Below are 25,054 nucleotides of genomic sequence, written 5' to 3'. Positions count from 1 at the left end.
TTTTTATTGAATTATGTAAGGAACAAAGAGGAGGTTTTATTAGAATGTTGCAGGAAGCTGCCTATACAGAATCAAAACTTGAGACGAGAGAAGTCACAGGTGCTGATCTGTTATTAGAAGCCTTGGAAAGGGAAAAGGTAGAAATCATTTTTGGATATCCAGGAGGAGCAGTTCTACCGATTTATGACAAAATTTATCATTCAAAAATCCTCCATGTTTTACCTAGACATGAACAAGGCGGAATTCATGCCGCTGAAGGCTACGCGAGGATTTCCGGAAAGCCAGGGGTTGTAATCGCCACTTCAGGACCAGGTGCGACAAATATTGTGACAGGTTTAACAGACGCTATGATGGACTCCTTGCCGCTTGTCGTATTTACAGGTCAGGTAGCTACTAGTGTCATCGGTTCAGATGCTTTCCAGGAAGCGGACATTCTAGGCATTACAACACCAATAACAAAGCATAACTATCAAATTCGAAATATTGAGGACATTCCAAGGATTGTGAAAGAGGCTTTCTATATTGCATCCAGCGGAAGACCTGGTCCAGTGTTAATAGATGTTCCAAAGGATATTGCGGCTTCTGTATCAAATCCTCCAGAAGAGCAAGAAATGAATTTACCAGGGTATCAGCCGACCTTACAGCCTAACTATTTACAAATTCGTAAATTAACTGAAGCTGTAAGCAGTGCCAAAAAACCAGTCATCCTAGCAGGAGCTGGGGTGCTGCATGCTAAAGCTTCTCAAGAGTTAAAGGAATATGCCGAACAGCAACAAATTCCTGTTATCCATACATTGCTTGGCTTAGGCGGTTTCCCTGCTGATAATAAACTTTTCGTTGGACTTGCAGGAATGCATGGATGCTATGCAGCAAATATGGGACTAAGTGAATGTGATTTGTTAATCAATATCGGAGCACGATTTGATGACAGATTAACAGGTAATCTACAGCATTTTGCTCCAAAAGCTACAGTAGCTCACATCGATATTGACCCAGCTGAAATTGGCAAAAACGTGCCGACAGCTCTTCCGATTGTAGCCGATGCAAAAGAGGCATTAAAGCAATTAGTTCAGCAAAATGGAAAACCGCCAGTCAATACAGAGTGGCGTGAGCAGATCCAAAAATGGAATGAGGAATATCCGTATTATTACGGAGTGTCTACCGAAGACAATTTAAAGCCTCAGAAAACAATGGAGATGTTATTCGAGAAAACAGCTGGAAATGCAATTGTTGTTACAGATGTCGGTCAGCATCAAATGTGGGCAGCACAATATTATCGCTTTAATCAAGCAGATAGATGGGTTACCTCTGGAGGATTAGGAACTATGGGATTCGGTCTTCCGGCAAGTATTGGCGCCCAGTTTGCTGACCCTGATGCATGTGTCGTCGCTGTTCTAGGAGATGCAGGGTTCCAAATGTCTACCCAAGAGCTCGCAGTCATTAGAGAATTTAATCTTCCAATTAAGATTTGCATCTTTAACAACCACTCTTTAGGAATGGTTCGTCAATGGCAGGAAATCTTCTATGAATCGCGCTTTTCTCATAGTAAAATCTCAGTTCAGCCTTCCTTCGTGAAACTGGCTGAGGCATACGATATTAAAGGGTATGTGATTAGATCAGAGGAAGAAGCAGAGAAGATTTTAAACGAAGTGTTAAATGATCGTGAACCAGTTCTGTTAGATTTCAGAATCGATCCAAATGAAAATGTATATCCAATGATCGCACCAGGAAAAGGATTGCATGAAATGGTAGGTGCTAAGCCTTGAAAAGAACAATAAGCATGACAGTACTAAACCATCCAGGAGTATTAAATAGAATTACAAACTTATTTTCTAAACGGAACTTTAACATTGAAAGTATTTCAGTTGGCTTGACAGAGCATGAAGGCGTCTCTCGAATCACATGTGTTGTCCATGTTGAAAGTGATCGTGAAGCTGAACAGATCACGAAACAGCTGAACAAGCAAATTGATGTATTAAAGGTAGTAGATATAAGTGATCAATCTATTGTCGCGAGGGAATTAGCCTTAGTAAAAGTTCTTGCAACCGCACAAACAAGAAGCGAAATTTATTCACTTATTGAACCATTTAGGGCCACTGTCATTGATGTAGGCAAGGATAGCTTAGTTATTCAAATTACTGGTGAATTTGAGAAGATTGAAGCCTTTATCGAGCTAATTAAGCCATACGGAATAAAGGAATTAGCGAGAACTGGAACAACAGCCTTCCCTAGGGGAACACAGAGATCAGCAAAAGATCTGAAGACAATTTCAATTGTTTAAGAGAATGGTGCTAACCATTCCACCTTATTAAACTTGTATAGTAAACAAAAAATTCAAAATAAAAAATAAACTTTAGACGAAGAAAGGGAGATTAACAATGGCAAAAATGTACTATAACGGAGACGCAAATGCAGCATATTTAAACGGAAAGAAAGTAGCAGTAATTGGTTACGGCTCACAAGGTCATGCACATGCACAAAATATGAGAGACAGCGGTGTTGAAGTTGTAATTGGTCTTCGCCAAGGAAAGTCATGGAATAAAGCGGTGGAAGATGGCTTCCAAGTATACCCTGTAGGCGAAGCAACTGCACAGGCAGATATTGTAATGATTCTATTGCCAGATGAGCAGCAAACAAAAGTATATAAAGAAGAAATTGAGCCTAATTTAACAAACCAAGCAATTATGTTTGCTCACGGTTTTAACGTACACTTTAACCAAATCGTACCTCCTGCAGACAGTGATGTGTTGCTAGTTGCTCCTAAAGGCCCTGGCCACCTTGTTAGAAGAACGTTTGAACAAGATGCAGGTGTTCCAGCATTATTCGCTATCTACCAGGATGTAACAGGCGAAGCAAAAGAACTTGCTTTAGCATATGCAAAAGCGATCGGATCGTTGCGTGCTGGCGCATTAGAAACAACTTTTAAAGAGGAAACAGAAACAGATCTTTTCGGAGAGCAAGCAGTACTTTGCGGTGGTTTAACAGCACTTGTAAAAGCTGGTTTCGAAACATTAGTTGAAGCTGGTTACCAGCCAGAACTTGCTTATTTTGAAACATTACACGAGCTAAAGCTAATTGTTGACCTAATGTATGAAGGCGGAATGGCTGGAATGCGATATTCAGTATCTGATACAGCAGAATGGGGCGATTTCGTAACTGGTCCTCGAATTGTAGATGCTAGGGTGAAAGAGGAAATGAAGGCTGTTCTTAAAGATATTCAAGATGGCAAATTTGCACAAGGCTGGATCATTGAAAACCAAACAAACCGTCCTGTTTATTCTGCTATCAAGGCTAGAGAAAACGAACATTTGATTGAAAAAGTAGGTAGAGAATTAAGAGCTATGATGCCGTTCATTAACCAAGGCAAGAAGAAAGAAGTTGTTGGCAGTGCAAAAAATTAAAATCTTCGACACAACTTTGAGAGATGGAGAGCAATCGGCTGGTGTCAATCTTAACCTATCTGAAAAACTAGAAATTGCGAGACAGCTTGAAAGATTAAATGTCGACATTATCGAGGCCGGCTTCCCAGCAGCATCAAAAGGTGATTTCACATCTGTACAAAAAATTGCTCAAATGGTAAAAAACTGTTCCGTAACAGGTCTTGCCCGCGGCGTCATTTCTGATATTGACGCTGCTTGGGAGGCACTGAAGGATGGTGCTGAGCCTAGACTGCATACTTTTCTTGCTACATCACCGATTCATCGTCAATATAAATTAAAGATGTCAAAAGAAGAGGTAATCGAGAGGGCAGTTCAATCAGTTAAATATGCTGCTAAAAAGTTCCCGGTTATTCAATGGTCAGCGGAAGATGCTTCTAGAACGGAACTGCCTTTCTTAGCCGAAATTGTAGAAAAGGTAATCCAGGCTGGAGCTCACGTAATTAACCTGCCAGATACGGTTGGATACGGCACACCTGAAGAATACGGAAAAATATTTAAATATTTAAGAGAACATGTTCCTTCTATTGATAAGGTTTCATTATCTACTCATTGTCACGATGATCTTGGGATGGCAATTGCTAACTCATTGGCAGCTGTGGAAAACGGAGCAACGCAGGTTGAAGGAACGATCAACGGAATTGGTGAAAGAGCTGGGAACGCAGCTCTTGAGGAAATTGCAGTTGCCTTGCATATTCGTAAGGATTTCTACCAAGCTTCAACTCGCTTGAATCTTCAGGAGATTAGCCGCTCAAGCAGTATCGTAAGCAAACTGACTGGAATGGTTGTTCCAGCTAATAAAGCGGTTGTCGGTAAAAATGCATTTGCACATGAATCTGGTATTCACCAGGATGGGGTACTAAAAGAAAAAACAACTTACGAAATTATTTCTCCAGAATTAGTTGGAGTACAATCAAATTCTTTAGTACTAGGAAAACATTCAGGAAGGCATGCTTTTAAAAATCGCCTTAATGAACTAGGATTGGCTGTTCCTGATGAAGAAATTAATAAATTATTTGTTTCCTTTAAAGAATTGGCTGACCGTAAAAAGGAATTGACTGACTATGATTTAGTTGCACTTGTACTTGATGAGAAGTTATCTAAAGAAGTGAGCTTCTACGAACTGAATCAAATACAAGTTCAATATGGTACAAATCAAATCCCTACAGCAACAGTCACATTGACGGGAATTAACAAGGAAATCATTCAAGAAGCTGGAACCGGAGCAGGGAGCATCGAGGCGCTTTATAATACGCTTGAAAAATGTGTAGATGGATCCATTAATCTGTTAGATTACCGAATCCAATCAGTCGGCGCAGGCAGAGATGCTTTAGCAGAGGTTTATGTAAAAATGAAATATTTGGATATCGAGACAAGCGGTCGCGGACTGGCACAAGATGTGCTGGAGGCTTCAGGAAAGGCATATTTAAATGCCATTAACAGAGTTATATATATGAAGAATATGGGTCGTGAACTTAGTTTAACTCAGTAAATAATAGGTTTGTCTTACATCAACTAGAAAATCATAAATACTAAACGGAGGGATAAAAATGGAGAAACGTATCGCTGTACTACCAGGAGACGGAATCGGCAAAGAGGTAGTAAAAGGAGCAATTGAAGTTTTACAGGCTGTTGGAGAGCGTTTCGGTCACCAATTTCATTTTCAATATGGAAAAATCGGTGGAGAAGCAATTGATACGGTTGGAACACCGCTGCCCGATGAGACAGTTGAACTATGCAAGCAAAGCGATGCGGTTTTACTAGGGGCAGTTGGCGGTCCTAAATGGGAAAGCCAGCCACCCCACCTCCGGCCTGAACGCGGTTTATTGAAGATTCGTAAGGATTTAAATTTATATGCCAATTTAAGACCTACTACCTATTATCAAAGTCTTGCAGATTCTTCTTCTCTTAAGAGAGAAGTTATTGAAGGCGTAGATATGATGATGGTTAGGGAATTAACAGGCGGCTTATACTTTGGAAAGCCAAGTGAACGTATTACAAGAGATGGCGAAGATGCCGTTGTAGATACATTGTTTTATAAAAGGGAAGAAATGCAAAGAGTGATTAAGCTTGCTTTTGAGCTTGCAAAATCGCGCAAGGGAAAAGTGACTTCCGTTGACAAGGCTAATGTTTTGGAATCGAGCCGAATGTGGAGAGAGGTAGCCGAAGAAATCTCAAAGGACTTTCCTGAAGTCGTTCTCGAGCATATGTTAGTAGACAATGCAGCTATGCAGCTTATTAGAAAGCCGACACAATTTGATGTTGTAGTTACTGAGAATTTGTTTGGAGATATCTTAAGTGATGAAGCTTCAGTTCTTACTGGCTCATTAGGCATGCTTCCATCAGCAAGTTTATCACCGGAAGGGCCATATCTATATGAACCAATCCATGGATCAGCTCCGGATATCGAAGGGAAAGATCTTGCTAATCCACTAGCAACAATTCTTTCAACAGCAATGATGCTAAGACTTTCATTTGGAATGACTGTGGAAGCAGAAGCGATTGAACATGCTGTAAATCAAGTGCTTGAAGCCGGATACCGCACAGGAGACATCATGTCGGTCGGAAAGAAACAAGTTTCAACAACTGAAATGGTTGCAGAAGTTAAAGCAACATTGCTTGATAATGAAGCTATTTTAAACATCATGGGTGCTTATGCATAGAAAAGCGGAAGCGCCTTGACCAGGGGCGACAAGCATAAGGCGATCCGACAGGAAGGTTGTACTTTAACCTTACTGACGGATTGACTTATGGCCTCCGACGTACAGGACGTACTAGTGCCGACGAAGACATCAGGCCGTGGCGAATTTAGTCGGCTAGCCCCTAGGCGCTGGAGCTAGACAGATAGAAAAGTAAAAGCGAATTTGACACGGCCAGATTTGGTCGTGTTTCTTTTAAAAATCCTATTTGAAGGGAGAGGAAAAAATGGGAAAGTCAATTATTGATAAAATTTGGGAACAGCATATTGTCCATCAGGAAGAGGGGAAACCTGATCTATTATATATTGACCTGCATTTAGTCCACGAGGTTACTTCTCCACAAGCATTTTCGGGTTTACGTATGAAGAATCGGAAGGTAAGAAGACCTGATAAAACATTTGCAACCGTTGATCATAATATCCCAACTGATAATCGTTATGAAATCAATGATACTGTTGCCTTAAATCAAATGTCGACTTTAGAAAAGAACTGTATTGAATTTGACATTCAATTAGCAGGTATTGATAGCCCCGATCAAGGAATTGTTCATGTTATCGGACCAGAGCTTGGTTTAACCCAGCCAGGAATGACCATTGTTTGCGGTGATAGTCATACTTCTACACATGGAGCTTTTGGATCCATTGCGTTTGGAATTGGGACTAGCGAGGTAGAGCATGTTTTAGCAACTCAAACAATATGGAGAGCAAAGCCGAAAACATTAAAGCTTGAAATTAACGGTGAGCTTAAAAAAGGCGTATCTGCAAAGGATGTAATTCTTTATGTGCTGGCGAAATACGGAATTGATTTCGGAACAGGCCATGTAATTGAATACTGCGGAGATACGATCAAAAGAATGACAATGGAAGAAAGAATGACAGTTTGTAATATGTCCATTGAGGGCGGGGCACGTGCCGGACTTGTAAGCCCTGATGAAACAACATTTAATTATATTCAGGGAAGAAGATATGCTCCAAAAGGCGAGGATTTCTCTGAAGCTGTGGCAAAGTGGAAGGAGCTTGCTTCAGATGCTGATGCCGAATATGATCGTGTCATCGTTATTGATGCAAATGATATTGCTCCTATGGTGAGCTGGGGAACAAATCCAGCCATGACTGCAAAAGTGAGTGATCGAATCCCGACCATGAATGATTGCAAAACAGACCTTGAAAAGAAATCACTTGAACGGGCATTAACATACATGGGATTACAGGAAGGTCAAAAAATTGAAGATATCGAGATTCAGCATGTCTTTATTGGCTCTTGTACAAATTCCAGAATAGAGGATTTGCGCCAGGCTGCTAGTATTGCTAAAGGGAAGAAAGTGCACCCGAATGTTAGAGCACTTGTCGTTCCTGGTTCACAGCAAGTGAAGAAGCAAGCAGAAACAGAAGGATTGGATGTTATCTTCAAGCAGGCTGGATTTGAATGGCGTGATTCCGGCTGCAGCATGTGTTTAAGTATGAACAATGATATCGTTCCTAGCGGAGAGCATTGTGCTTCAACCTCCAATCGGAATTTTGAAGGCAGACAGGGTTCTGGAGCAAGGACGCACTTAGTCAGTCCAACTATGGCTTCAGCTGCTGCGATCTACGGAAAATTCGTTGATGTTAGTACATTAATTACTGCAGAAACAGTTTAAGCATTGAGAAAAGGAGGGAAAATGAATGAGCGGTTTTAAAGTTTTAGAAGGAAAAGCAGCAGCTCTTGACCGAGCCAATGTGGATACAGATCAAATTATTCCTAAGCAATTTTTAAAAAGAATTGAAAAAACAGGTTTTGGCCAATTTCTATTTTATGATTGGCGATTTTTGAAGGATGGAGAGCCTAATCCAGAATTCGAATTGAATCGTCCGGAAAACGAAGGTGCAACCATATTAATTGCCAATGAGAATTTTGGGTGTGGATCTTCAAGGGAACATGCTCCTTGGGCCCTTTTAGATTATGGTTTTAAAGCAGTCATTGCCCCTTCATTTGCTGATATTTTTCATCAAAACTGCTTAAAGAATGGAATAGTTCCAATTCAACTCAAAGAGGAAGAAGTATCCTATTTATTAGCCAAAGGAAAATCTCAAGCGTTCCAGCTGAAAATTGACTTAGAACAGGAAACGATCTCTGACGAACATGGTTTCTCGACATCTTTTCCAATTAATGATTATTGGAAGAAGATGTTGATGAATGGCTGGGATGAAATTGAAATTACCCTTCAGCTTGATGAAAAAATAGCTGAATATGAAAAATCTTTGCAAGTTGTTCGCTAAACATGAGGATTCACAGTCTATTCTGTGAATCTTTTTGTTTTTCGTCCATAATCATGCTACACTAACTTCAAAAACGAAGCGGCGTGACAAATATGAAAAAACGGAATCGGAAAAAACTAAATGATAAAGTACTCCTTTTTCCTGGACTGGAAAAGAGACTTTTGGAAAAAGGACTTGAAAGCCTGCAGCAAAAAAGGTTCCGTGAGGCAGTTGATTTTCTTGAAGAGGCGATGACGTTAGAACAAGAAAATAGTGATATACATATTGGCCTCGTTCTTGCTTATTTTGAGTCCGGGCAATTAACGAAAGCAAAGGAATTAGCAAATACCATGCTTCAAAAGGGCATTGGAGATTACATTCAAATAATTGACCTCTATTTAATGATTCTCGTGCAATTGCATCAGTATGATGAAATTGTAAAAACGATTGAAATATTAATAGAAGAAAAAGAAATACCTGAAGATAAAATTGAGCATTTTACACGTATGCTCCAATTTAGCAAGAGAATGGCTGAATCATCCCCAAATATTCATACTGATGACCCTACTGGGGATGAACCTTTGGATATGAAAATAGACCTTTTTTCTATAGAAGATCAGCATGGGCAAATCCAAATGGCTTCCATGCTAACTAATAGAAATTTAAAGCCTTATATAAATGAAATTAAAGCTTATCTGGAGTCGAGTGAAGGACAGCCGTTCTTTAAAACCATGCTATTAAATGTATTAATTGAACATGAGTATGATAAAGATGTTATCGTACAAAAGCTTGGGGAAAGGATTATAGTAAAGCCATCTAATCTCCAAGGTGCCCAGCATAACAGTCAGATGGATAAACTGCTAAACATCGTAGCCAAGCAGCTCGAACATGAAGACCCTATTCTCTTTGAACATATCAAAAGTTTGATAGAGCGCCATTTGTTTATTCTATACCCATTTCAGCTTAAGCCTTTTAGTGAGGATGTATGGGGTGCTGCCTATCATCATCTTGCAGCGGAGTATCAAGGACTTAATTATTCTATCAAGGAGACCGCTTTAAGATACAATGTTACTGAGAAAGAGATAGGTAATGCAGGAGCATTTTTAAAGAAAATAGAAGAAATTTCATCCCTAAATTATTAGCTTCATTGTTGAAAGCTAGGGCCTGTATGTTATAATATAATGGTTGTATATGTAAATGGTATTTATTGTGTAAAAAAATGATAATGCTTGGGAATCGAGCTGTATCAATACCAATTCGTTACGAATGAAATGATAATAGATTGTTGGAGGGAAATAATTATATGTCTGCTAAATTTGAAAAACTAGAAGGGAACCTTGGAGTTCTTACAATTGAAGTAGATGCAGAAAAGGTAAACGAAGGTTTAGACGCTGCATTTAAAAAAGTCGTTAAACAAATTAATGTTCCAGGCTTCCGTAAAGGGAAAATGCCTCGCGGAATGTTTGAAAAGCGTTTCGGTGTTGAATCACTTTACCAAGATGCAATTGATTTTCTTCTGCCTGAGGCATATGCAGGTGCAATCGAAGAAACTGGAATTGAGCCAGTAGATCGCCCAGAAATCGATGTAGAACAAATCGAAAAAGGCAAGAGCTTAATCTTCACAGCAAAAGTAACTTTAAAGCCTGAAGTAAAGCTTGGCGAATACAAAGGACTTGAAGTAGAAAAATTCGATACAGAAGTAACGGAAGAAGACGTAAATAACGAGCTTAAATCTATGCAAGAAAAACAAGCTGAGCTTGTTGTGAGAGAAGAAGGAAAAGCAGAAAACGGCGACACAGTTGTAATGGATTTTGAAGGATTTGTTGACGGAGAAGCATTCGAAGGCGGAAAAGCTGAAAACTACTCTCTTGAGCTTGGTTCAGGTCAATTTATTCCTGGATTTGAAGATCAATTAGTAGGCACTGCAGCTGGCGAATCTAAGGATGTTGAAGTATCATTCCCTGAAGAGTACCATGCTGCAGAATTAGCTGGCAAGCCGGCTGTGTTCAAAGTAACAGTTCACGAAATCAAAACAAAAGAACTTCCTGCTCTAGATGATGAGTTTGCTAAAGATGCAGATGAAGAAGTTGAATCTTTAGATGCTCTTAAAGAAAAAATTAAAGCTCGTTTAGTTGATAGCAAGAAGCATGAAGCTGAGCATTTTGTTCAAGATACTGTAGTTGAAAAAGCTACAAAAAATGCTGAAATCGAGCTTCCATCTGTAATGGTTGATACAGAAATCGACCGTATGATGAATGAATTCGAACAACGTCTTCAAATGCAAGGCATGAACCTTGAGCTTTACTTCCAATTCTCTGGTCAAGATAAAGCTGCACTTAGCGAGCAAATGAAAGAAGAAGCTGAAAACCGCGTACGTGTTAACTTAACTCTTGAAGCAATTGCGAAAGCAGAAAACATTGAAGTAACAGACGAAGAGGTAACTGCAGAGCTTAATAAAATGGCTGAAATGTACAACATGTCAGTTGAAAACATCCAAAAAGCTCTTGGAAGCCTAGAAGGACTAAAATCTGATCTTCAAATTAAAAAAGCAATTGAGTTCTTAGTAGAAAATAGCAAAACTATATAATTAGTAACACTTTCAAATTATGAACAAGGCGCGAACTATTCGTGCCTTGTTTTATACAATAAACATATAATTACATACATAATTAATCATATTGCTACATAATGTCTTTTAATAACCTACATATGAAGGAATTGGATAAATTCTCTCGATTTAAATTGATCAATAATGGTTAAGCTTAGTTTATTAGGAATATAATTTTTAACATAAGTAAAATGTGAATCCTCTTTGCGACAGCCATACATAACAGAAAAGCGGAAGCTGGACAAAGAAAAGCGGAGCCGACAGTTCCTAAGTGTTTTCATTTCCAGTCCATTGTGAAAATATGTTACAATGCAATACATAACAAAAAGTTGAATGTAAAGAAGGGGCTTTAAATACGTAACTGTTTGCATAAGATTCGCAGAAATAATACCAAATGGAAGTTTTTTAAGGGGTGAAGGAATTGTTTAAATTTAGTGATGAAAAAGGACAATTAAAGTGTTCTTTCTGTGGAAAAACGCAGGATCAAGTGCGAAAGCTTGTAGCCGGTCCAGGTGTATATATATGTGATGAATGTATAGAGCTCTGCACCGAAATTGTTGAAGAAGAGCTTGGAACTGAAGAGGAAGTTGAGTTTAAAGATGTACCAAAACCAGCTGAAATCCGTGACATTCTTGATGAATACGTAATTGGGCAGGACCAGGCAAAAAAATCATTATCAGTAGCAGTGTACAACCATTACAAACGGATTAATTCCAATAGTAAAATCGATGATGTAGAGCTCTTCAAAAGTAACATCTGTATGATTGGACCAACTGGAAGCGGTAAAACATTATTGGCGCAAACATTAGCACGTATTTTAAATGTGCCATTCGCTATTGCTGATGCAACATCACTTACGGAAGCAGGCTATGTTGGTGAGGATGTTGAAAATATTTTACTAAAACTCATTCAATCAGCAGACTATGATGTCGAGAAAGCAGAAAAAGGCATTATTTATATTGATGAAATTGATAAGGTTGCCCGTAAATCTGAAAATCCTTCTATAACTAGAGATGTTTCCGGTGAAGGGGTTCAGCAAGCATTATTAAAAATCCTAGAGGGGACAGTGGCAAGTGTTCCGCCTCAAGGTGGACGCAAGCATCCTCATCAGGAATTTATTCAAATTGACACAACGAATATTTTATTTATTTGTGGAGGTGCCTTCGATGGCATCGAACAAATTATCAAGCGCCGTCTAGGTCAAAAGGTTATTGGTTTTGGATCTTCTACAAAAGATACTGAGGTAGACCAAAAAGAACTTCTGACTAAGGTGCTTCCAGAAGATCTACTGAAATTTGGTTTAATTCCAGAATTTATTGGCCGTCTTCCAGTGATTGCAAGTCTTGGTTTGCTGGATGAAGAAGCATTAATCGAGATTCTAACTAAACCAAAAAATGCATTAGTAAAGCAATATCAAAAAATGCTTGAGCTTGATAACGTTGAGCTTGAATTTGAAGAGGCTGCACTAGTGGAGATTGCGAAAAAAGCCATTGAGCGCAAAACAGGTGCTCGCGGACTTCGTTCTATTATTGAAGGAATTATGCTGGATGTCATGTTTGACCTTCCTTCACGTGATGATATTAAAAAATGTATCATTACGAAGGAAGCAATCACAGAGAATTCATCACCAAAGCTAATTCTTGAAGACGGCACAATCATAAAAGAAGAAAGAAAAACTTCAGCTTAAGGCAAAAGCAGTGGTCAACGTCTTATTAAAAGCCAAACCTCAACAGGTTTGGCTTTTAATGTTACCTAGAGATTTTCATTATTTTATTCTAAGACAATTCATTTACCTTAGAAGGCGGTAGTAGGCTTTTGCTGGTCAATGAGAATAAAGTCTATTAACCGCACATGGTTAAATAAGGCTTTTACTGGCAATAAAGATGCCGTTTATTTACCGCAAAAGTCAAAATTTAGCTCTACCGGGCAATGAAAAATCCGAACTAGATATTCAAAATCCCCCCAGCTTTTTACAGTAAAATCTTGTTTATTCCAACTCAGTCAGGGAGATACTAGCATATATCACCGAGAACTAGATTGCAGGAGGGAAAAGTATGAGTTGGACGGGGATCGCCTTATTTATTCAATTGTTTTTTGGAATTGTGATTGGTCTATATTTCTGGAATTTGCTTAAAAATCAACGCACACAGAAAGTATCAATTGATAGAGAATCAAGAAAAGAAATGGACCAATTGAAAAAGATGAGATCCATCTCTTTAACTGAGCCTTTAGCAGAAAAAGTTCGGCCATCAAGCTTTGCAGACATAGTAGGTCAAGAGGATGGAATTAAATCATTAAAAGCAGCATTATGCAGCCCAAACCCGCAGCATGTGATCATTTATGGTCCTCCAGGGGTAGGAAAAACAGCCGCAGCAAGATTGGTGTTAGAAGAAGCAAAAAGAACGGCAAAATCCCCTTTTAAACAATCATCCGTATTTATCGAATTAGATGCAACTACTGCCCGATTTGATGAAAGAGGGATTGCAGACCCGTTGATTGGATCCGTTCATGATCCCATTTATCAAGGTGCAGGAGCCATGGGACAAGCAGGAATTCCTCAACCGAAACAGGGGGCTGTCACAAATGCACATGGAGGCGTCCTATTTATTGATGAAATTGGAGAACTTCACCCTATCCAAATGAATAAACTTTTAAAAGTGCTAGAGGATCGGAAAGTATTCTTGGAAAGTGCATATTATAATGAGGAAAATACCCAAATTCCAAACCATATTCATGATATTTTTAAAAATGGACTTCCCGCTGATTTTCGATTAATTGGAGCAACTACAAGAACCCCAAGTGAAATTCCTCCAGCCATTCGATCCAGATGTATGGAAGTATTTTTCAGGGAGCTGGCCGAAGAAGAAATCGCTGATGTCGGCAAAAGGGCAGCCGATAAAGTGAATCTGGCCATTAGCGAGAACGGATTAATGATACTTTCTTCTTACGCAAGGAACGGCCGCGAAGCTGTCAATATGATCCAAATTGCAGCAGGTCTTGCCATTACAGAAGATCGAAATTACATAAGAGATGAGGATATTGAGTGGGTGATTCAATCGAGTCAGCTGACACCGAGAATGGAACGAAAAATAAACACGAGCTCTGAAGTGGGCTTAGTAAATGGTCTAGCTGTATATGGTCCAAATTCAGGTGCTCTTCTAGAAATTGAGGTAACCATCATTCCTGCTAAAGAAAAGGGCAGTATCAATATTACAGGAATTGTTGAAGAGGAAAGTATTGGCGGACAAGGAAAATCCATTCGCAGAAAAAGTATGGCAAGAGGATCCATTGAAAATGTTATTACCGTTCTCCGATCGATGGGAGTCCCTGCGAGCGACTATGATATTCATGTTAATTTTCCCGGAGGCGTTCCAATTGATGGTCCATCAGCAGGTATAGCGATGGCTACAGGAATCTATTCTGCGATATATAAGTATCCAATAGATCATACCGTTGCAATGACAGGGGAAATCAGTATACATGGGCATGTAAAACCAGTTGGCGGTGTTTATCCAAAAGTGAAGGCAGCGAAAAAGGCTGGTGCTCAAACCGTGATTATCCCAAAAGATAATATGCAATCCATTTTAAAAGAAATAACCGGAATCAAAATTGTTCCTGTAAGCCATTTAAATGAAGTTTTTGAACTAGCCTTAAAGAAAAATTTTCACCTGGAACAATCCATCACTGCTTCAATTGAATTGGCAAAAAAAGAAAGCATTTAGATGGTCAACTTCGGCTTATTGTTACCAGCATGATAGCCGGAGTTTTCTTTATGCTGAGAATACGGATACGCGGAGCTAAGATGACACGAGAAATATCCGCATCAGCCTGAATAGCAGGGTGTATTGATCCTTTGAGGCTGCTTAGCTTTTAAATTAGACACTGCTGCGCAAATAAGTTAGAATTGTACAAAGAAAATATTAGCAATTTTAAGCTAATTAAGATATGTATTTTGGAGGTGCTTCCTAGGTTATGGCGAAAAAGAAAGAAATCATCGTCCCCCTCCTGCCGCTTAGGGGTCTGCTAGTTTACCCAACAATGGTCCTACACTTAGATGTTGGACGTGAAAAGTCGGTACTGGCCCTTGAAAAAGCGATGGTAGATGACCATTTAATTTTCCTGACTACGCAAAAAGAAATTTCGATAGATGAACCGGCTGAAGAGGATTTATACCAAATTGGAACATTAACACGTGTTAAACAAATGCTTAAACTTCCTAATGGGACCATCCGGGTTTTAGTAGAAGGATTAAAAAGAGCGCAAATCCTCGAATTTAAAGATGACCCTGACCACTACGCAGTCAAAATAGAAGTATTCGAAGAGGAAACAACAAAGGATACAGAAGATCAAGCTTTAATGAGGACCATGCTGGAATACTTTGAACAATACATAAAGGTATCGAAAAAAGTATCAGCGGAAACCTATTCAGCGGTTTCGGATATTGAAGAGCCTGGTCGCATGGCAGATATTATTGCATCCCATTTGCCTTTAAAGCTAAAGGAAAAACAGGACATTTTAGAAACCTTTGATGTCAAAGAGCGGATGAATCAAGTTATCGAAATCATTCATAATGAAAAAGAAGTATTAAATTTAGAAAAGAAAATTGGTCAGCGCGTAAAGAAATCAATGGAACGAACACAGAAGGAATATTATTTGCGCGAACAAATGAAGGCCATCCAGAAAGAGCTTGGGGATAAAGAAGGAAAGACAGGCGAGATTGCCGACCTCACTGAAAAAATTGAAAAAGCCGGCATGCCGGAGCATGTTCAAACGACCGCACTCAAAGAACTTGATCGATATGAAAAAATTCCTTCAAGCTCTGCGGAAAGCGGCGTTATCCGGAATTACATTGAATGGCTGATTTCCTTGCCGTGGAGCAAGGCAACAGAAGATGATTTAGATATTCATAAAGCTGAACGTATTTTAAATAATGACCATTACGGCCTTGAAAAGGTGAAAGAACGTGTGCTGGAATACTTAGCTGTTCAAAAGCTGACGAATTCGTTAAAAGGGCCAATACTCTGTCTAGCAGGACCCCCTGGAGTAGGAAAAACAAGCCTGGCACGTTCCATTGCTACGTCACTTAATCGGAATTTTGTCCGTATTTCACTAGGTGGCGTTCGCGATGAATCTGAAATTCGGGGACATCGAAGAACGTATGTAGGTGCTATGCCAGGCCGTATTATTCAGGGAATGAAGAAAGCAGGAACAATCAATCCAGTATTTTTACTAGATGAAATTGATAAAATGTCAAGTGACTTCCGGGGGGACCCGTCTTCAGCCATGCTTGAAGTCCTAGACCCTGAACAAAATCATAATTTTAGTGATCATTATATAGAGGAAACCTATGATCTGTCTAAAGTCATGTTTATCGCAACAGCCAATAATTTGGCTACTATACCTGGACCTTTAAGAGACCGGATGGAAATCATCACAATTGCCGGATATACAGAACTTGAGAAAATTCATATTGCTAAAGACCATCTGTTACCGAAACAAATAAAAGAGCATGGCCTCACCAAATCTCAGCTTCAAATTCGCGAAGACGGGATTCAAAAAGTCGTCCGCTATTACACAAGAGAAGCGGGTGTACGCGGACTTGAAAGACAGCTGGCTACCATTTGCCGGAAAACAGCGAAGATTATAGTTTCAGGTGAGAAGAAAAAGGTTATCATTACGGAAAAAAATATAGAAGACTTCCTAGGAAAACCGATTTTTCGCTATGGGCAAGCTGAGCTTGAGGATCAAGTGGGTGTGGCAACAGGGCTTGCATATACAACGGTTGGCGGGGATACACTGCAAATCGAAGTGTCACTGTCACCTGGGAAAGGCAAGCTTGTCCTCACAGGGAAGCTTGGGGATGTCATGAAAGAATCAGCTCAAGCAGCCTTTAGCTATGTTCGTTCCAAAGCTAGTGAGTTAGGAATTGAAGAAGATTTCCATGAAAAGTATGATATCCACATTCACGTTCCTGAAGGAGCTGTTCCTAAGGATGGACCTTCTGCTGGTATTACAATTACAACCGCATTAGTTTCGGCACTATCTGGCAAGCGAATTCGCAAAGAAATAGGCATGACTGGGGAAATCACATTACGTGGGCGCGTCCTGCCAATTGGCGGCGTTAAAGAAAAAACACTTAGTGCTCATCGAGCGGGTCTAACTAAAATCATTCTTCCAAAGGATAATGAGAAGGATATTGATGATATACCTGAGAGTGTCAGAGGCGAGTTAGAATTTGTGCTTGTCTCCCACGTAGATGAAGTGTTAAAGCATGCATTGACTGGTGGTGTAGAAGCATGAAGGTAGTTTCAGCAGACATCGTCATTAGCGCGGTAAAGCCTGACCAATATCCTAGTGAGGCTTTACCGGAGTTTGCTTTAGCAGGCAGATCCAATGTTGGGAAATCATCGTTTATTAACAAAATGTTAAATCGAAAAGCGTTAGCTAGGACCTCATCTAAGCCTGGAAAAACACAAACGTTAAATTTTTTCCTAATTAATGAGATATTGCATTTTGTCGATGTCCCAGGTTATGGCTACGCTAAAGTTTCTAAAAAGGAACGGGAAGCTTGGGGAAAAATGATTGAAACGTATTTAACGTCTAGAGAGCAGCTAAAAGCTGTTGTACAGATAGTTGATTTACGTCATCCTCCTACAGAGGATGATATCATGATGTACAATTTCCTAAAGCATTACGAAATCCCATGTGTCATTATTGCCACGAAGGCAGATAAGGTTCCGAAATCGAAATGGCAGAAGCATATAAAAATAACGAAAGAAACACTAGACCTCGATCCAAATGATCATCTGATTCTCTTTTCGTCCGAAACTGGACAAGGGAAGGATGAAGCCTGGTCGGTTCTCAAAAGCTATATGTAAGCTCCAATCCCGATGCAGAAATGCACCGGGATTTTTGATTGTGCTATAAGAATGAGATATAGCAAATTTTAATATAGTAATAGAATATAAAAGTATAAAAGCTTTAGACTGCTAGAAGCGAGCGAAATAAATTGATTATGATACATTTAGCAGAAAATATGAATCTTAAGAGAATTCTTATCATATGTTTAGGTAAATAGAAAAAAATTTGAAAGAAGAAGAAGGGAGAATTTCTGATAGTGAAGCATTTAGGGAAAGGTTTACTTTTATTCATTTCTATTATTGTTCTTGCTGCTTGTGGGTCTAAGGATGCATCTAAAGAGGGATTTAAACTAGTCGAGGATGGAAAGTTTACTTACGCATCATCAGGTGAATTTAATCCATTTAGTGTGACGAATGCGGATGGAACGATGAGCGGTTTTGACATTGAGGTAGGAGAAGCGGTAGCAAAAGAACTTGGGCTAGAGCCTGTTCAGAAAAAGTTTAAGTTTGGAGGCATCGTTGAAGGGGTTAAATCTGGCCGCTTTGATGCTGCGGTTGCTAGTCATACAATCACGGAAGAGCGGTTAGAAGCCGTAAACTTCTCGATTCCATACTACTATTCTGGACCGCAAATCTATGTGCGTCCTGACAGTACGGTTGAAACTATTGATGATTTAAAAGGATTAGAAATTGCTGTAGCTAAAGGAACTACCTACGCAGATGTCGCCCAGCCTGTTACAGATAATATTAAATTTTATGATAGTGATGTCGTAGCGCTTGAAGCATTGAGCAAAGGGAAGCATGATGCCGTCATCACTGATTTTATTACAGGTAAAGAGGCAATAGGTGCCGGAATGAAGATCGTTGGAAAAGAATTGCTAGGAAAAAGTGAACAAGCAATAGCCGTTGCGAAAGAAAATGAAGAGCTTCTGAAAAAAATAAATGAAGCACTTGAAAAATTACATGAGAACGGGACATTAACCGAAATCAGTAAAAAGTACATTGGTGATGACATTACGAAAGACCCCGAGAAGGAATAAGCATACAGAGGATGACTGAGTCATCCTCTATTTATTAATAGAATTATTAGTTGAAGGAGGAAAGCCTATGGACTTATTTACAAAATTCATGGACACATACCCCATTTTCTTAAAAGGGATGGTACTTACCTTCCAACTCACGATTATATCCATTTTTATCGCTATATTTATCGGCCTCTTTTTTGCCTTTTTAAAAATATCAAAAGTAAAGGTATTAGAGTTGGTGGCGGATGCTTATATTTTTCTCGTACGTGGAACACCGCTCGTTGTACAAATCTTTATTTTCTACTTTGGGTTAACTTCTATCAATATGCCGGATTTCTGGGCTGTTGTTCTTGGACTAGCCTTTCATAACGGTGCTTATATTGCTGAAATTTTCCGCGGGGCGATTCAGTCTGTCGACCATGGGCAAATGGAAGCCGGTCGTTCTCTTGGTATGACGGTTTCCTTAGCTATGAGGAGAATAATTCTTCCACAGGCCATTCGCAGAGCACTCCCGCCTCTTGGTAATCAGTTTATTATTGCCCTAAAGGATTCCTCTCTTGCATCCTTTATTGGAATGTACGAACTCTTTAATGTAGCCACTACACAAGGTTCAATTAAATACGACTATATGAGCTACTTGCTCATTGTAGCTGTTTACTATTTAGTATTAGTTCTATTCTTCTCCATTATTGTCAGGTTTATCGAGAAAAGAATGGCTAGCAGCGATTAAGAAAGGAGTTATGATATGAGCGATCAGGTTATGATAAAGGTTGACATGTTAAATAAATCATTTGGAGATTTGCACGTATTAAAGGATATTAATATGACAGTTAAGCAAAGTGAAGTGGTTTGTTTAATCGGCGCCAGCGGTTCAGGGAAAAGCACACTTCTTCGATGCATCAATTTCCTGGAGTTTAAGGATAGTGGTTTAGTTGTAATTGGCGGCGAACAAATTGAGAAGGAAACACATGATCTCAATAAGGTTCGGGCACGTGTAGGAATGGTATTTCAGCATTTTAATTTATTCCCGCATAAAACAGTACTCGAAAATGTTATTGAGGCTCCCATATATGTGAAAAAACTTTCTAAAGAGCAGGCTATTACGGAAGGAAAAGCATTATTGAAAAAAGTAGGTCTTTCAGATAAGGAAAATGTGTACCCCTCGAAGCTGTCTGGCGGACAAAAACAGCGGGTAGCGATTGCAAGGGCATTAGCGATGAAGCCAGAAATCATGCTTTTTGATGAGCCTACTTCTGCTCTTGATCCTGAGCTTGTTGGCGAGGTTCTTGCCACAATGAAGAAGCTGGCTGAAGAGGGAATGACAATGGTTGTCGTCACACACGAAATGGGCTTTGCAAGAGAGGTTGCTGATTGGGCCGTCTATATGCATGAAGGCCGTATTGTCGAAGTTGGACATCCGAAGGACTTATTCTCTAATCCAAAGGAAACCCGTACGAAACACTTCTTAGATTCGGTATTATAAACATGGAGGACAGGGAATAATAACCTTGTCCTCTATTTCTTTTTAAAAAACAGGAAATAAACACCCGCAAGAATAAAGATGGCAGGCCAAAACTTCCAGGCGGTTGAAACACCGTTTTCCAATAAACCAAACCATACAACAATCCGGTCATAAAATAATAGCAAGGAAGCTAAAATTAAAAATAGTAGTCCTTGAAATAAACCGGTTCTAGATTTTTGGTGCTGAAGTAAAAAACCTAAAGCAATAATTAATATAAATGCTCCGATATGATCTGGCCATATTTCAAGACGGTTTACGACATGGAAATGCAAGCCAAAGCCCGTTAAGATGACTCCAGGTAAGATGGCATGATAATCCTTTGCTCCGTAGCCTTGGAATAAAAAAGCGATCCCAATGATGATTAATAGGCTTGGCCATGTAAAAAAAGGCTGAAAAAGAGTGATATCAGATTGCTGGAGAAAGAAGTAAGCTCCGAAGCCAATTAAGATAATTCCAGGAAATATTCTCTGATTTTTCATATTTACACCGCTTCCAATAAGGTTCACTTGAATCTATTAGTAATTTTTGATACTGTACATAAGGGAGTATTTTGTCGAATATAAATACAGAAAAAAATTTCTTGAACGAATCTATTAGAATTCAATGAATATTTTATCATAGGAGTTCAAGATCTGTTCACATTTTCGCATAATTTAACGGGAAATAAGTGCTACAATTAAGATAATATTGTGCAATTAATTTGGGGGTGTCAATTTAAATGCATATAGTCGTTGTTGGTCTAAATTATATAACGGCCCCTGTTGAAATTCGGGAGAGATTGACGTTTAACCCTTCTCAATTACCAGATGCTATGAAAACGCTTAAGAATAAAAAAAGCATCCTTGAGAATGTTATTCTGTCTACTTGTAATCGGACTGAAATCTATGCGGTAGTGGATCAGCTTCATACAGGCCGTTACTATATTAAAGAATTTTTATCAGAGTGGTTTAAAATAGAAAAAGAAGAATTTTCTCCTTATTTGTTTATTTATGAGCAGGAAGGGTCTATTGAGCATTTATTTAATGTCTCTTGCGGGCTGAATTCCATGATCCTTGGGGAAACTCAAATTTTGGGACAGGTCCGTACAAGCTTTCTGCAGGCACAGGCAGATCATACGATTGGAACGGTGTTTAATCATTTATTTAAACAAGCAGTTACGTTGGCTAAACGTGCTCATTCTGAAACGGAAATTGGTGCCAACGCTGTTTCTGTCAGCTATGCAGCTGTGGAGCTGGCAAAAAAGATATTTGGTTCATTAGAGAATAAGCATGTGCTTATTCTGGGCGCCGGTAAAATGGGCGAGCTTGCTATTCAAAATCTGCATGCAAACGGTGCAAGTAAGGTAACCGTTATTAATCGTACGTTTGAAAAAGCGCAGGATTTAGCTGGCCGTTACGCTGGCCAGGCGAAAACTCTTCAAGAACTTCAGTGCTCATTAATTGAAGCGGACATTCTAATCAGTTCCACTGGTGCAAAAGGATTTGTTGTCACTAAGGAAATGATGACAGGCGTTGAAAAGATGCGAAAAGGGAAGCCCTTATTCATGGTTGACATCGCAGTGCCGCGTGATTTGGACCCAGCCCTCGCTGAGTTAGATACTGTCTTCTTATATGATATAGATGACCTTGAAGGTATTGTTGAAGCAAATCTGCAGGAACGTAAGAAGGCAGCTGAAACCATTCAGCTCATGATTGAGCAGGAAATTATTGAATTTAAACAATGGCTGAATTTACTTGGTGTCGTTCCCGTTATCTCTGCTTTAAGGGAAAAAGCATTAGCCATTCAAGCTGAAACAATGGAAAGTATTGAAAGAAAGCTGCCAAACTTAAGTGAACGAGATAAAAAGGTATTAAATAAACATACAAAGAGCATTATTAATCAGCTATTAAAGGATCCTATTTTACAGGCGAAGGAAATGGCTGGGGGTAAGGATGCTGATAAGTCGTTAGATTTATTTATAAAAATTTTTAATATCGAAGAACTTGTTTCCGAGCGGATAATCACACAAACAGCCGAATCACAAAACTCTATCGCTCATATGTCACAGGCTTCCTTTCAATCGTAGGAGTACTTGGATATGATCGATATTTATATGACAAGGCTGCACGAAGCCACTGTCGTTCTGTATGCCTTGTGTGTCTTACTATACTTTATTGATTTCTTACATCATAACCGGAAGGCAAACCGAATTGCCTTCTGGTTACTTGCATTTGTATGGCTTTTACAAACGGTCTTTCTCTTTTTGTATATGAAACAAACAGGCAGATTTCCTGTCCTCACAATTTTTGAAGGATTATATTTCTATGTTTGGGTGCTTATTACCTTGTCATTAGCATTCAACCGTTTACTAAGAGTCGATTTTTTTGTCTTTTTTGCGAATGTACTTGGTTTTATCATAATGGCCATACACACATTTGCTCCTGTTCAATATGAGTCACATGTGATGGCACAAAAGCTGATTTCTGAATTGCTGCTTATTCATATTACCGTTGCTATATTGTCATATGGGGCATTTTCCTTGTCTTTTGTATTTTCCGTATTATATTTAATTCAGTACGATCTTTTGAAAAGAAAGAAATGGGGCCCACGGCTATTAAGGGTTGCTGATTTATCGAAGCTGGATAAAACCTCATATGTATTAAATGTAATCGGTGTTCCCATGTTGATGATCAGCTTAATCTTAGGTGTTCAGTGGGCATATCTTAAGGTCCCAGATATGAATTGGTACGATTCTAAAGTAGTCGGTTCTTTTATTGTGATTGCTGCATACAGCATTTATCTTTATTTAAAAGTAGGCAAGGGGCTTGCTGGGAAGCAATTAGCATTATGGAATATTGCTTCCTTTCTAATTGTTTTGATTAACTTCTTTTTATTCGGTTCACTATCATCTTTCCATTTCTGGTATTCGTAAATTAGGAGGCTGTCATGAGAAAAATTATCGTTGGTTCTCGTAGAAGTAAACTTGCATTAACACAAACAAATTGGGTTATCGATCAATTGAAGGCGATTGATCCATCCTTTGATTTTGAAGTGAAGGAAATTGTTACTAAAGGGGACCGCATATTAGATGTGACGCTTTCAAAGGTCGGCGGGAAAGGTTTGTTTGTGAAAGAAATCGAACAGGCCATGCTGGATAAAGAAATTGATATGGCTGTCCACAGTATGAAGGATATGCCCGCAGTTCTTCCTGAAGGGCTCATAATCGGCAGTATTCCTGAAAGAGAAGATCACCGGGATGCGCTAATTTCCAAAGGCCATATTCGTTTCGCTGATCTTAAACCAGGGGCTGTAATCGGAACGAGCAGCTTGCGCAGAGGGGCACAGCTGCTTGCTCGCCGTCCAGATTTAGAAATTAAATGGATTAGAGGAAATATAGATACAAGACTTGCCAAGCTTGAAACAGATGATTATGATGCGATTCTTTTGGCTGCCGCCGGGTTAAAGAGACTTGGATGGGCAAGTGACGTCGTGACAGAATTGTTAGACCCAGATATTTGCTTGCCTGCAATCGGGCAGGGAGCACTTTCAATTGAGTGCCGCGGCGATGATGAAGAGCTTCGTGGCTTATTAGATAAATTTACATGCAAGAAAACAGATGCAACGGTTCGAGCAGAGCGAGCATTCCTTCACAAAATGGAGGGAGGCTGCCAGGTACCAATTGCGGGCTTTGCAGAGCTTAACGGAGACGAAGAAATTGTGTTAACCTGCCTAGTCGGATCTCCAGATGGAAAAATAATCTACTCAGAACAAGTGAAAGGCTTAGATCCTGAGAAAGTCGGAATTGAAGCGGCTAATCGCTTAATTAAGCAGGGAGCTAAAGATTTAATCGATCAGGTGAAAGAGGAGCTGGATCGCGAATGACCGGTGGAGGCGAGGGCAATCCTCTAAAGGGGATGTCGGTCCTCGTTCCAAGAGGAAAAGAGCATGCAAAAACCTTTTCAAATTTAATTAAAGGCTATGGAGGAATTCCTGTTGAAATTCCTCTCATCGCTTTTAAGCCTGTAAATGTTTCGGAAGAGATTATTAAGATTATTAATCAGTTACATACTTATGATTGGATTATTTTTACGAGCAATGTCACGGTTGAGACTTTTCTGTCTTTTATTGACTCTCCGGAAAAAATGAAATTGCCTAAAATCGCAGCTATTGGAAAAAGAACAGAAGCCTGTCTGCTAAAAGCAGGAATAGAAGTGGATTTTATTCCGAATGAATATGTAGCGGAAGGTTTTGTTAAGGATTTCTTGCCAATTGTGAAAGCCGGGATGAATATTTTAATCCCTAAAGGGAATCTAGCTAGAAATATTATTTATACATCCTTAACGGAAAAAGGCGCGAATGTGGACGAAGTAATCATGTATGAGACCTTCTTTCCTGATGAAAGCAGAACAAAATTAATAGAGGTATTTTCTAAAGGAAAGATTGATATCCTTGCCTTCACAAGTCCCTCTACTGTCGATCATTTTATGAGAGTGATGAAGGAAAATCAGCTTTTTCATAGGCTTGAAAATAGTATTATTAGCACGATTGGCCCTATTACAAAGGATAGAATAAAATCATACGGACTAGATGTCCACTGTGAGCCAGCCATCTATACATCTGACCATATGCTCGAAAGTATTATTGAATACGTAAACATGAAAATGTAATTTTTCAAAAAAAGGAGTGA

At 39.3% G+C, this 25,054-nt stretch carries 21 protein-coding genes; 20 read left to right on the top strand and 1 reads right to left on the bottom strand.

Features of this window, described 5'->3' with window-relative positions:
* Nucleotides 1–44 precede the first annotated feature (44 nt).
* The 16 genes from ilvB (at nucleotide 45) to RRV45_RS16455 (ending at nucleotide 20,349) form a co-directional block, all read left to right on the top strand.
* The gene (gene ilvB / locus RRV45_RS16530) at nucleotides 45–1,766 is read left to right on the top strand and encodes an acetolactate synthase large subunit (protein WP_315665780.1); all 1,722 of its coding nucleotides are present in this window, start codon (nucleotides 45–47) and stop codon (nucleotides 1,764–1,766) included.
* Nucleotides 1,763–2,281, top strand: coding sequence for an acetolactate synthase small subunit (ilvN, locus tag RRV45_RS16525; RefSeq protein ID WP_315665779.1), 519 nt, complete (start codon nucleotides 1,763–1,765; stop codon nucleotides 2,279–2,281). Before ilvB ends, ilvN begins: the two co-directional genes overlap by 4 nt.
* Before the next feature lie 97 nt (nucleotides 2,282–2,378).
* Nucleotides 2,379–3,401 carry a ketol-acid reductoisomerase gene (gene ilvC / locus RRV45_RS16520; protein ID WP_315665778.1) on the top strand — a complete coding sequence of 341 codons (1,023 nt, stop codon included), beginning with the start codon at nucleotides 2,379–2,381 and terminating at the stop codon, nucleotides 3,399–3,401.
* Entirely contained in the window at nucleotides 3,388–4,929 is a 1,542-nt protein-coding gene (locus RRV45_RS16515; RefSeq protein WP_315665777.1) for a 2-isopropylmalate synthase, read from the top strand. Before ilvC ends, RRV45_RS16515 begins: the two co-directional genes overlap by 14 nt.
* A gap of 58 nt (nucleotides 4,930–4,987) precedes the next feature.
* The gene (gene leuB, locus RRV45_RS16510) at nucleotides 4,988–6,100 is read left to right on the top strand and encodes a 3-isopropylmalate dehydrogenase (RefSeq protein WP_315665776.1); all 1,113 of its coding nucleotides are present in this window, start codon (nucleotides 4,988–4,990) and stop codon (nucleotides 6,098–6,100) included.
* 262 nt (nucleotides 6,101–6,362) lie between these two features.
* Nucleotides 6,363–7,775, top strand: a complete 1,413-nt coding sequence (gene leuC / locus RRV45_RS16505) for a 3-isopropylmalate dehydratase large subunit (RefSeq protein WP_315665775.1) — start codon at nucleotides 6,363–6,365, stop codon at nucleotides 7,773–7,775.
* A gap of 25 nt (nucleotides 7,776–7,800) precedes the next feature.
* On the top strand, nucleotides 7,801–8,394 hold the full coding sequence (gene leuD, locus RRV45_RS16500) for a 3-isopropylmalate dehydratase small subunit (RefSeq protein WP_315665774.1): 594 nt from the start codon (nucleotides 7,801–7,803) through the stop codon (nucleotides 8,392–8,394).
* A gap of 92 nt (nucleotides 8,395–8,486) precedes the next feature.
* Entirely contained in the window at nucleotides 8,487–9,515 is a 1,029-nt protein-coding gene (locus tag RRV45_RS16495) for a tetratricopeptide repeat protein (protein WP_315665773.1), read from the top strand.
* A 161-nt stretch (nucleotides 9,516–9,676) separates the two neighbouring features.
* Nucleotides 9,677–10,960, top strand: a complete 1,284-nt coding sequence (gene tig, locus RRV45_RS16490; RefSeq protein WP_315665772.1) for a trigger factor — start codon at nucleotides 9,677–9,679, stop codon at nucleotides 10,958–10,960.
* A gap of 442 nt (nucleotides 10,961–11,402) precedes the next feature.
* On the top strand, nucleotides 11,403–12,668 hold the full coding sequence (gene clpX / locus RRV45_RS16485; RefSeq protein ID WP_315665771.1) for an ATP-dependent protease ATP-binding subunit ClpX: 1,266 nt from the start codon (nucleotides 11,403–11,405) through the stop codon (nucleotides 12,666–12,668).
* Between the two features lie 367 nt (nucleotides 12,669–13,035).
* Complete coding sequence (gene lonB, locus RRV45_RS16480) at nucleotides 13,036–14,703, top strand: ATP-dependent protease LonB (protein WP_315665770.1); 1,668 nt, start codon at nucleotides 13,036–13,038, stop codon at nucleotides 14,701–14,703.
* A 250-nt stretch (nucleotides 14,704–14,953) separates the two neighbouring features.
* On the top strand, nucleotides 14,954–17,281 hold the full coding sequence (lon, locus tag RRV45_RS16475) for an endopeptidase La (protein WP_315665769.1): 2,328 nt from the start codon (nucleotides 14,954–14,956) through the stop codon (nucleotides 17,279–17,281).
* Nucleotides 17,278–17,859 (top strand): ribosome biogenesis GTP-binding protein YihA/YsxC, encoded by a 582-nt coding sequence (yihA, locus tag RRV45_RS16470; RefSeq protein ID WP_315665768.1) that lies wholly within the window; start codon nucleotides 17,278–17,280, stop codon nucleotides 17,857–17,859. Before lon ends, yihA begins: the two co-directional genes overlap by 4 nt.
* Nucleotides 17,860–18,098: 239 nt before the next feature.
* Nucleotides 18,099–18,881, top strand: a complete 783-nt coding sequence (locus RRV45_RS16465) for a transporter substrate-binding domain-containing protein (RefSeq protein ID WP_315665767.1) — start codon at nucleotides 18,099–18,101, stop codon at nucleotides 18,879–18,881.
* A gap of 67 nt (nucleotides 18,882–18,948) precedes the next feature.
* Nucleotides 18,949–19,596, top strand: coding sequence for an amino acid ABC transporter permease (locus RRV45_RS16460; RefSeq protein WP_315665766.1), 648 nt, complete (start codon nucleotides 18,949–18,951; stop codon nucleotides 19,594–19,596).
* 15 nt (nucleotides 19,597–19,611) lie between these two features.
* Nucleotides 19,612–20,349: an amino acid ABC transporter ATP-binding protein gene (locus RRV45_RS16455; protein ID WP_315665765.1), complete on the top strand. Its 738-nt coding sequence runs from the start codon at nucleotides 19,612–19,614 to the stop codon at nucleotides 20,347–20,349.
* 32 nt (nucleotides 20,350–20,381) lie between these two features.
* Here the strand turns inward: RRV45_RS16455 and RRV45_RS16450 are convergent, their stop codons facing one another.
* Nucleotides 20,382–20,867, bottom strand: coding sequence for a LiaI-LiaF-like domain-containing protein (locus RRV45_RS16450; RefSeq protein WP_315665764.1), 486 nt, complete (start codon nucleotides 20,865–20,867; stop codon nucleotides 20,382–20,384).
* A gap of 239 nt (nucleotides 20,868–21,106) precedes the next feature.
* On the opposite strand from RRV45_RS16450, the gene hemA reads away from it, so the two are divergent.
* The 4 genes from hemA to RRV45_RS16430 are packed head-to-tail and all read left to right on the top strand — an operon-like array spanning nucleotide 21,107 to nucleotide 25,034.
* The gene (gene hemA / locus RRV45_RS16445; RefSeq protein ID WP_315665763.1) at nucleotides 21,107–22,453 is read left to right on the top strand and encodes a glutamyl-tRNA reductase; all 1,347 of its coding nucleotides are present in this window, start codon (nucleotides 21,107–21,109) and stop codon (nucleotides 22,451–22,453) included.
* 12 nt (nucleotides 22,454–22,465) lie between these two features.
* Nucleotides 22,466–23,299 carry a cytochrome c biogenesis protein gene (locus RRV45_RS16440; RefSeq protein ID WP_315665762.1) on the top strand — a complete coding sequence of 278 codons (834 nt, stop codon included), beginning with the start codon at nucleotides 22,466–22,468 and terminating at the stop codon, nucleotides 23,297–23,299.
* Nucleotides 23,300–23,313: 14 nt separating this feature from the next.
* Entirely contained in the window at nucleotides 23,314–24,249 is a 936-nt protein-coding gene (gene hemC / locus RRV45_RS16435; protein ID WP_315665761.1) for a hydroxymethylbilane synthase, read from the top strand.
* Nucleotides 24,246–25,034 carry a uroporphyrinogen-III synthase gene (locus tag RRV45_RS16430; RefSeq protein WP_315665760.1) on the top strand — a complete coding sequence of 263 codons (789 nt, stop codon included), beginning with the start codon at nucleotides 24,246–24,248 and terminating at the stop codon, nucleotides 25,032–25,034. Before hemC ends, RRV45_RS16430 begins: the two co-directional genes overlap by 4 nt.
* Nucleotides 25,035–25,054: the final 20 nt, after the last annotated feature.

This window comes from Bacillus sp. DTU_2020_1000418_1_SI_GHA_SEK_038 (assembly GCF_032341175.1).
Classification (GTDB): Bacteria; Bacillota; Bacilli; order Bacillales; family Cytobacillaceae; genus Cytobacillus.
The sequence above is the reverse complement of the archived record's forward strand: the minus strand, read 5'-3'. Positions and strand labels throughout refer to the sequence as shown.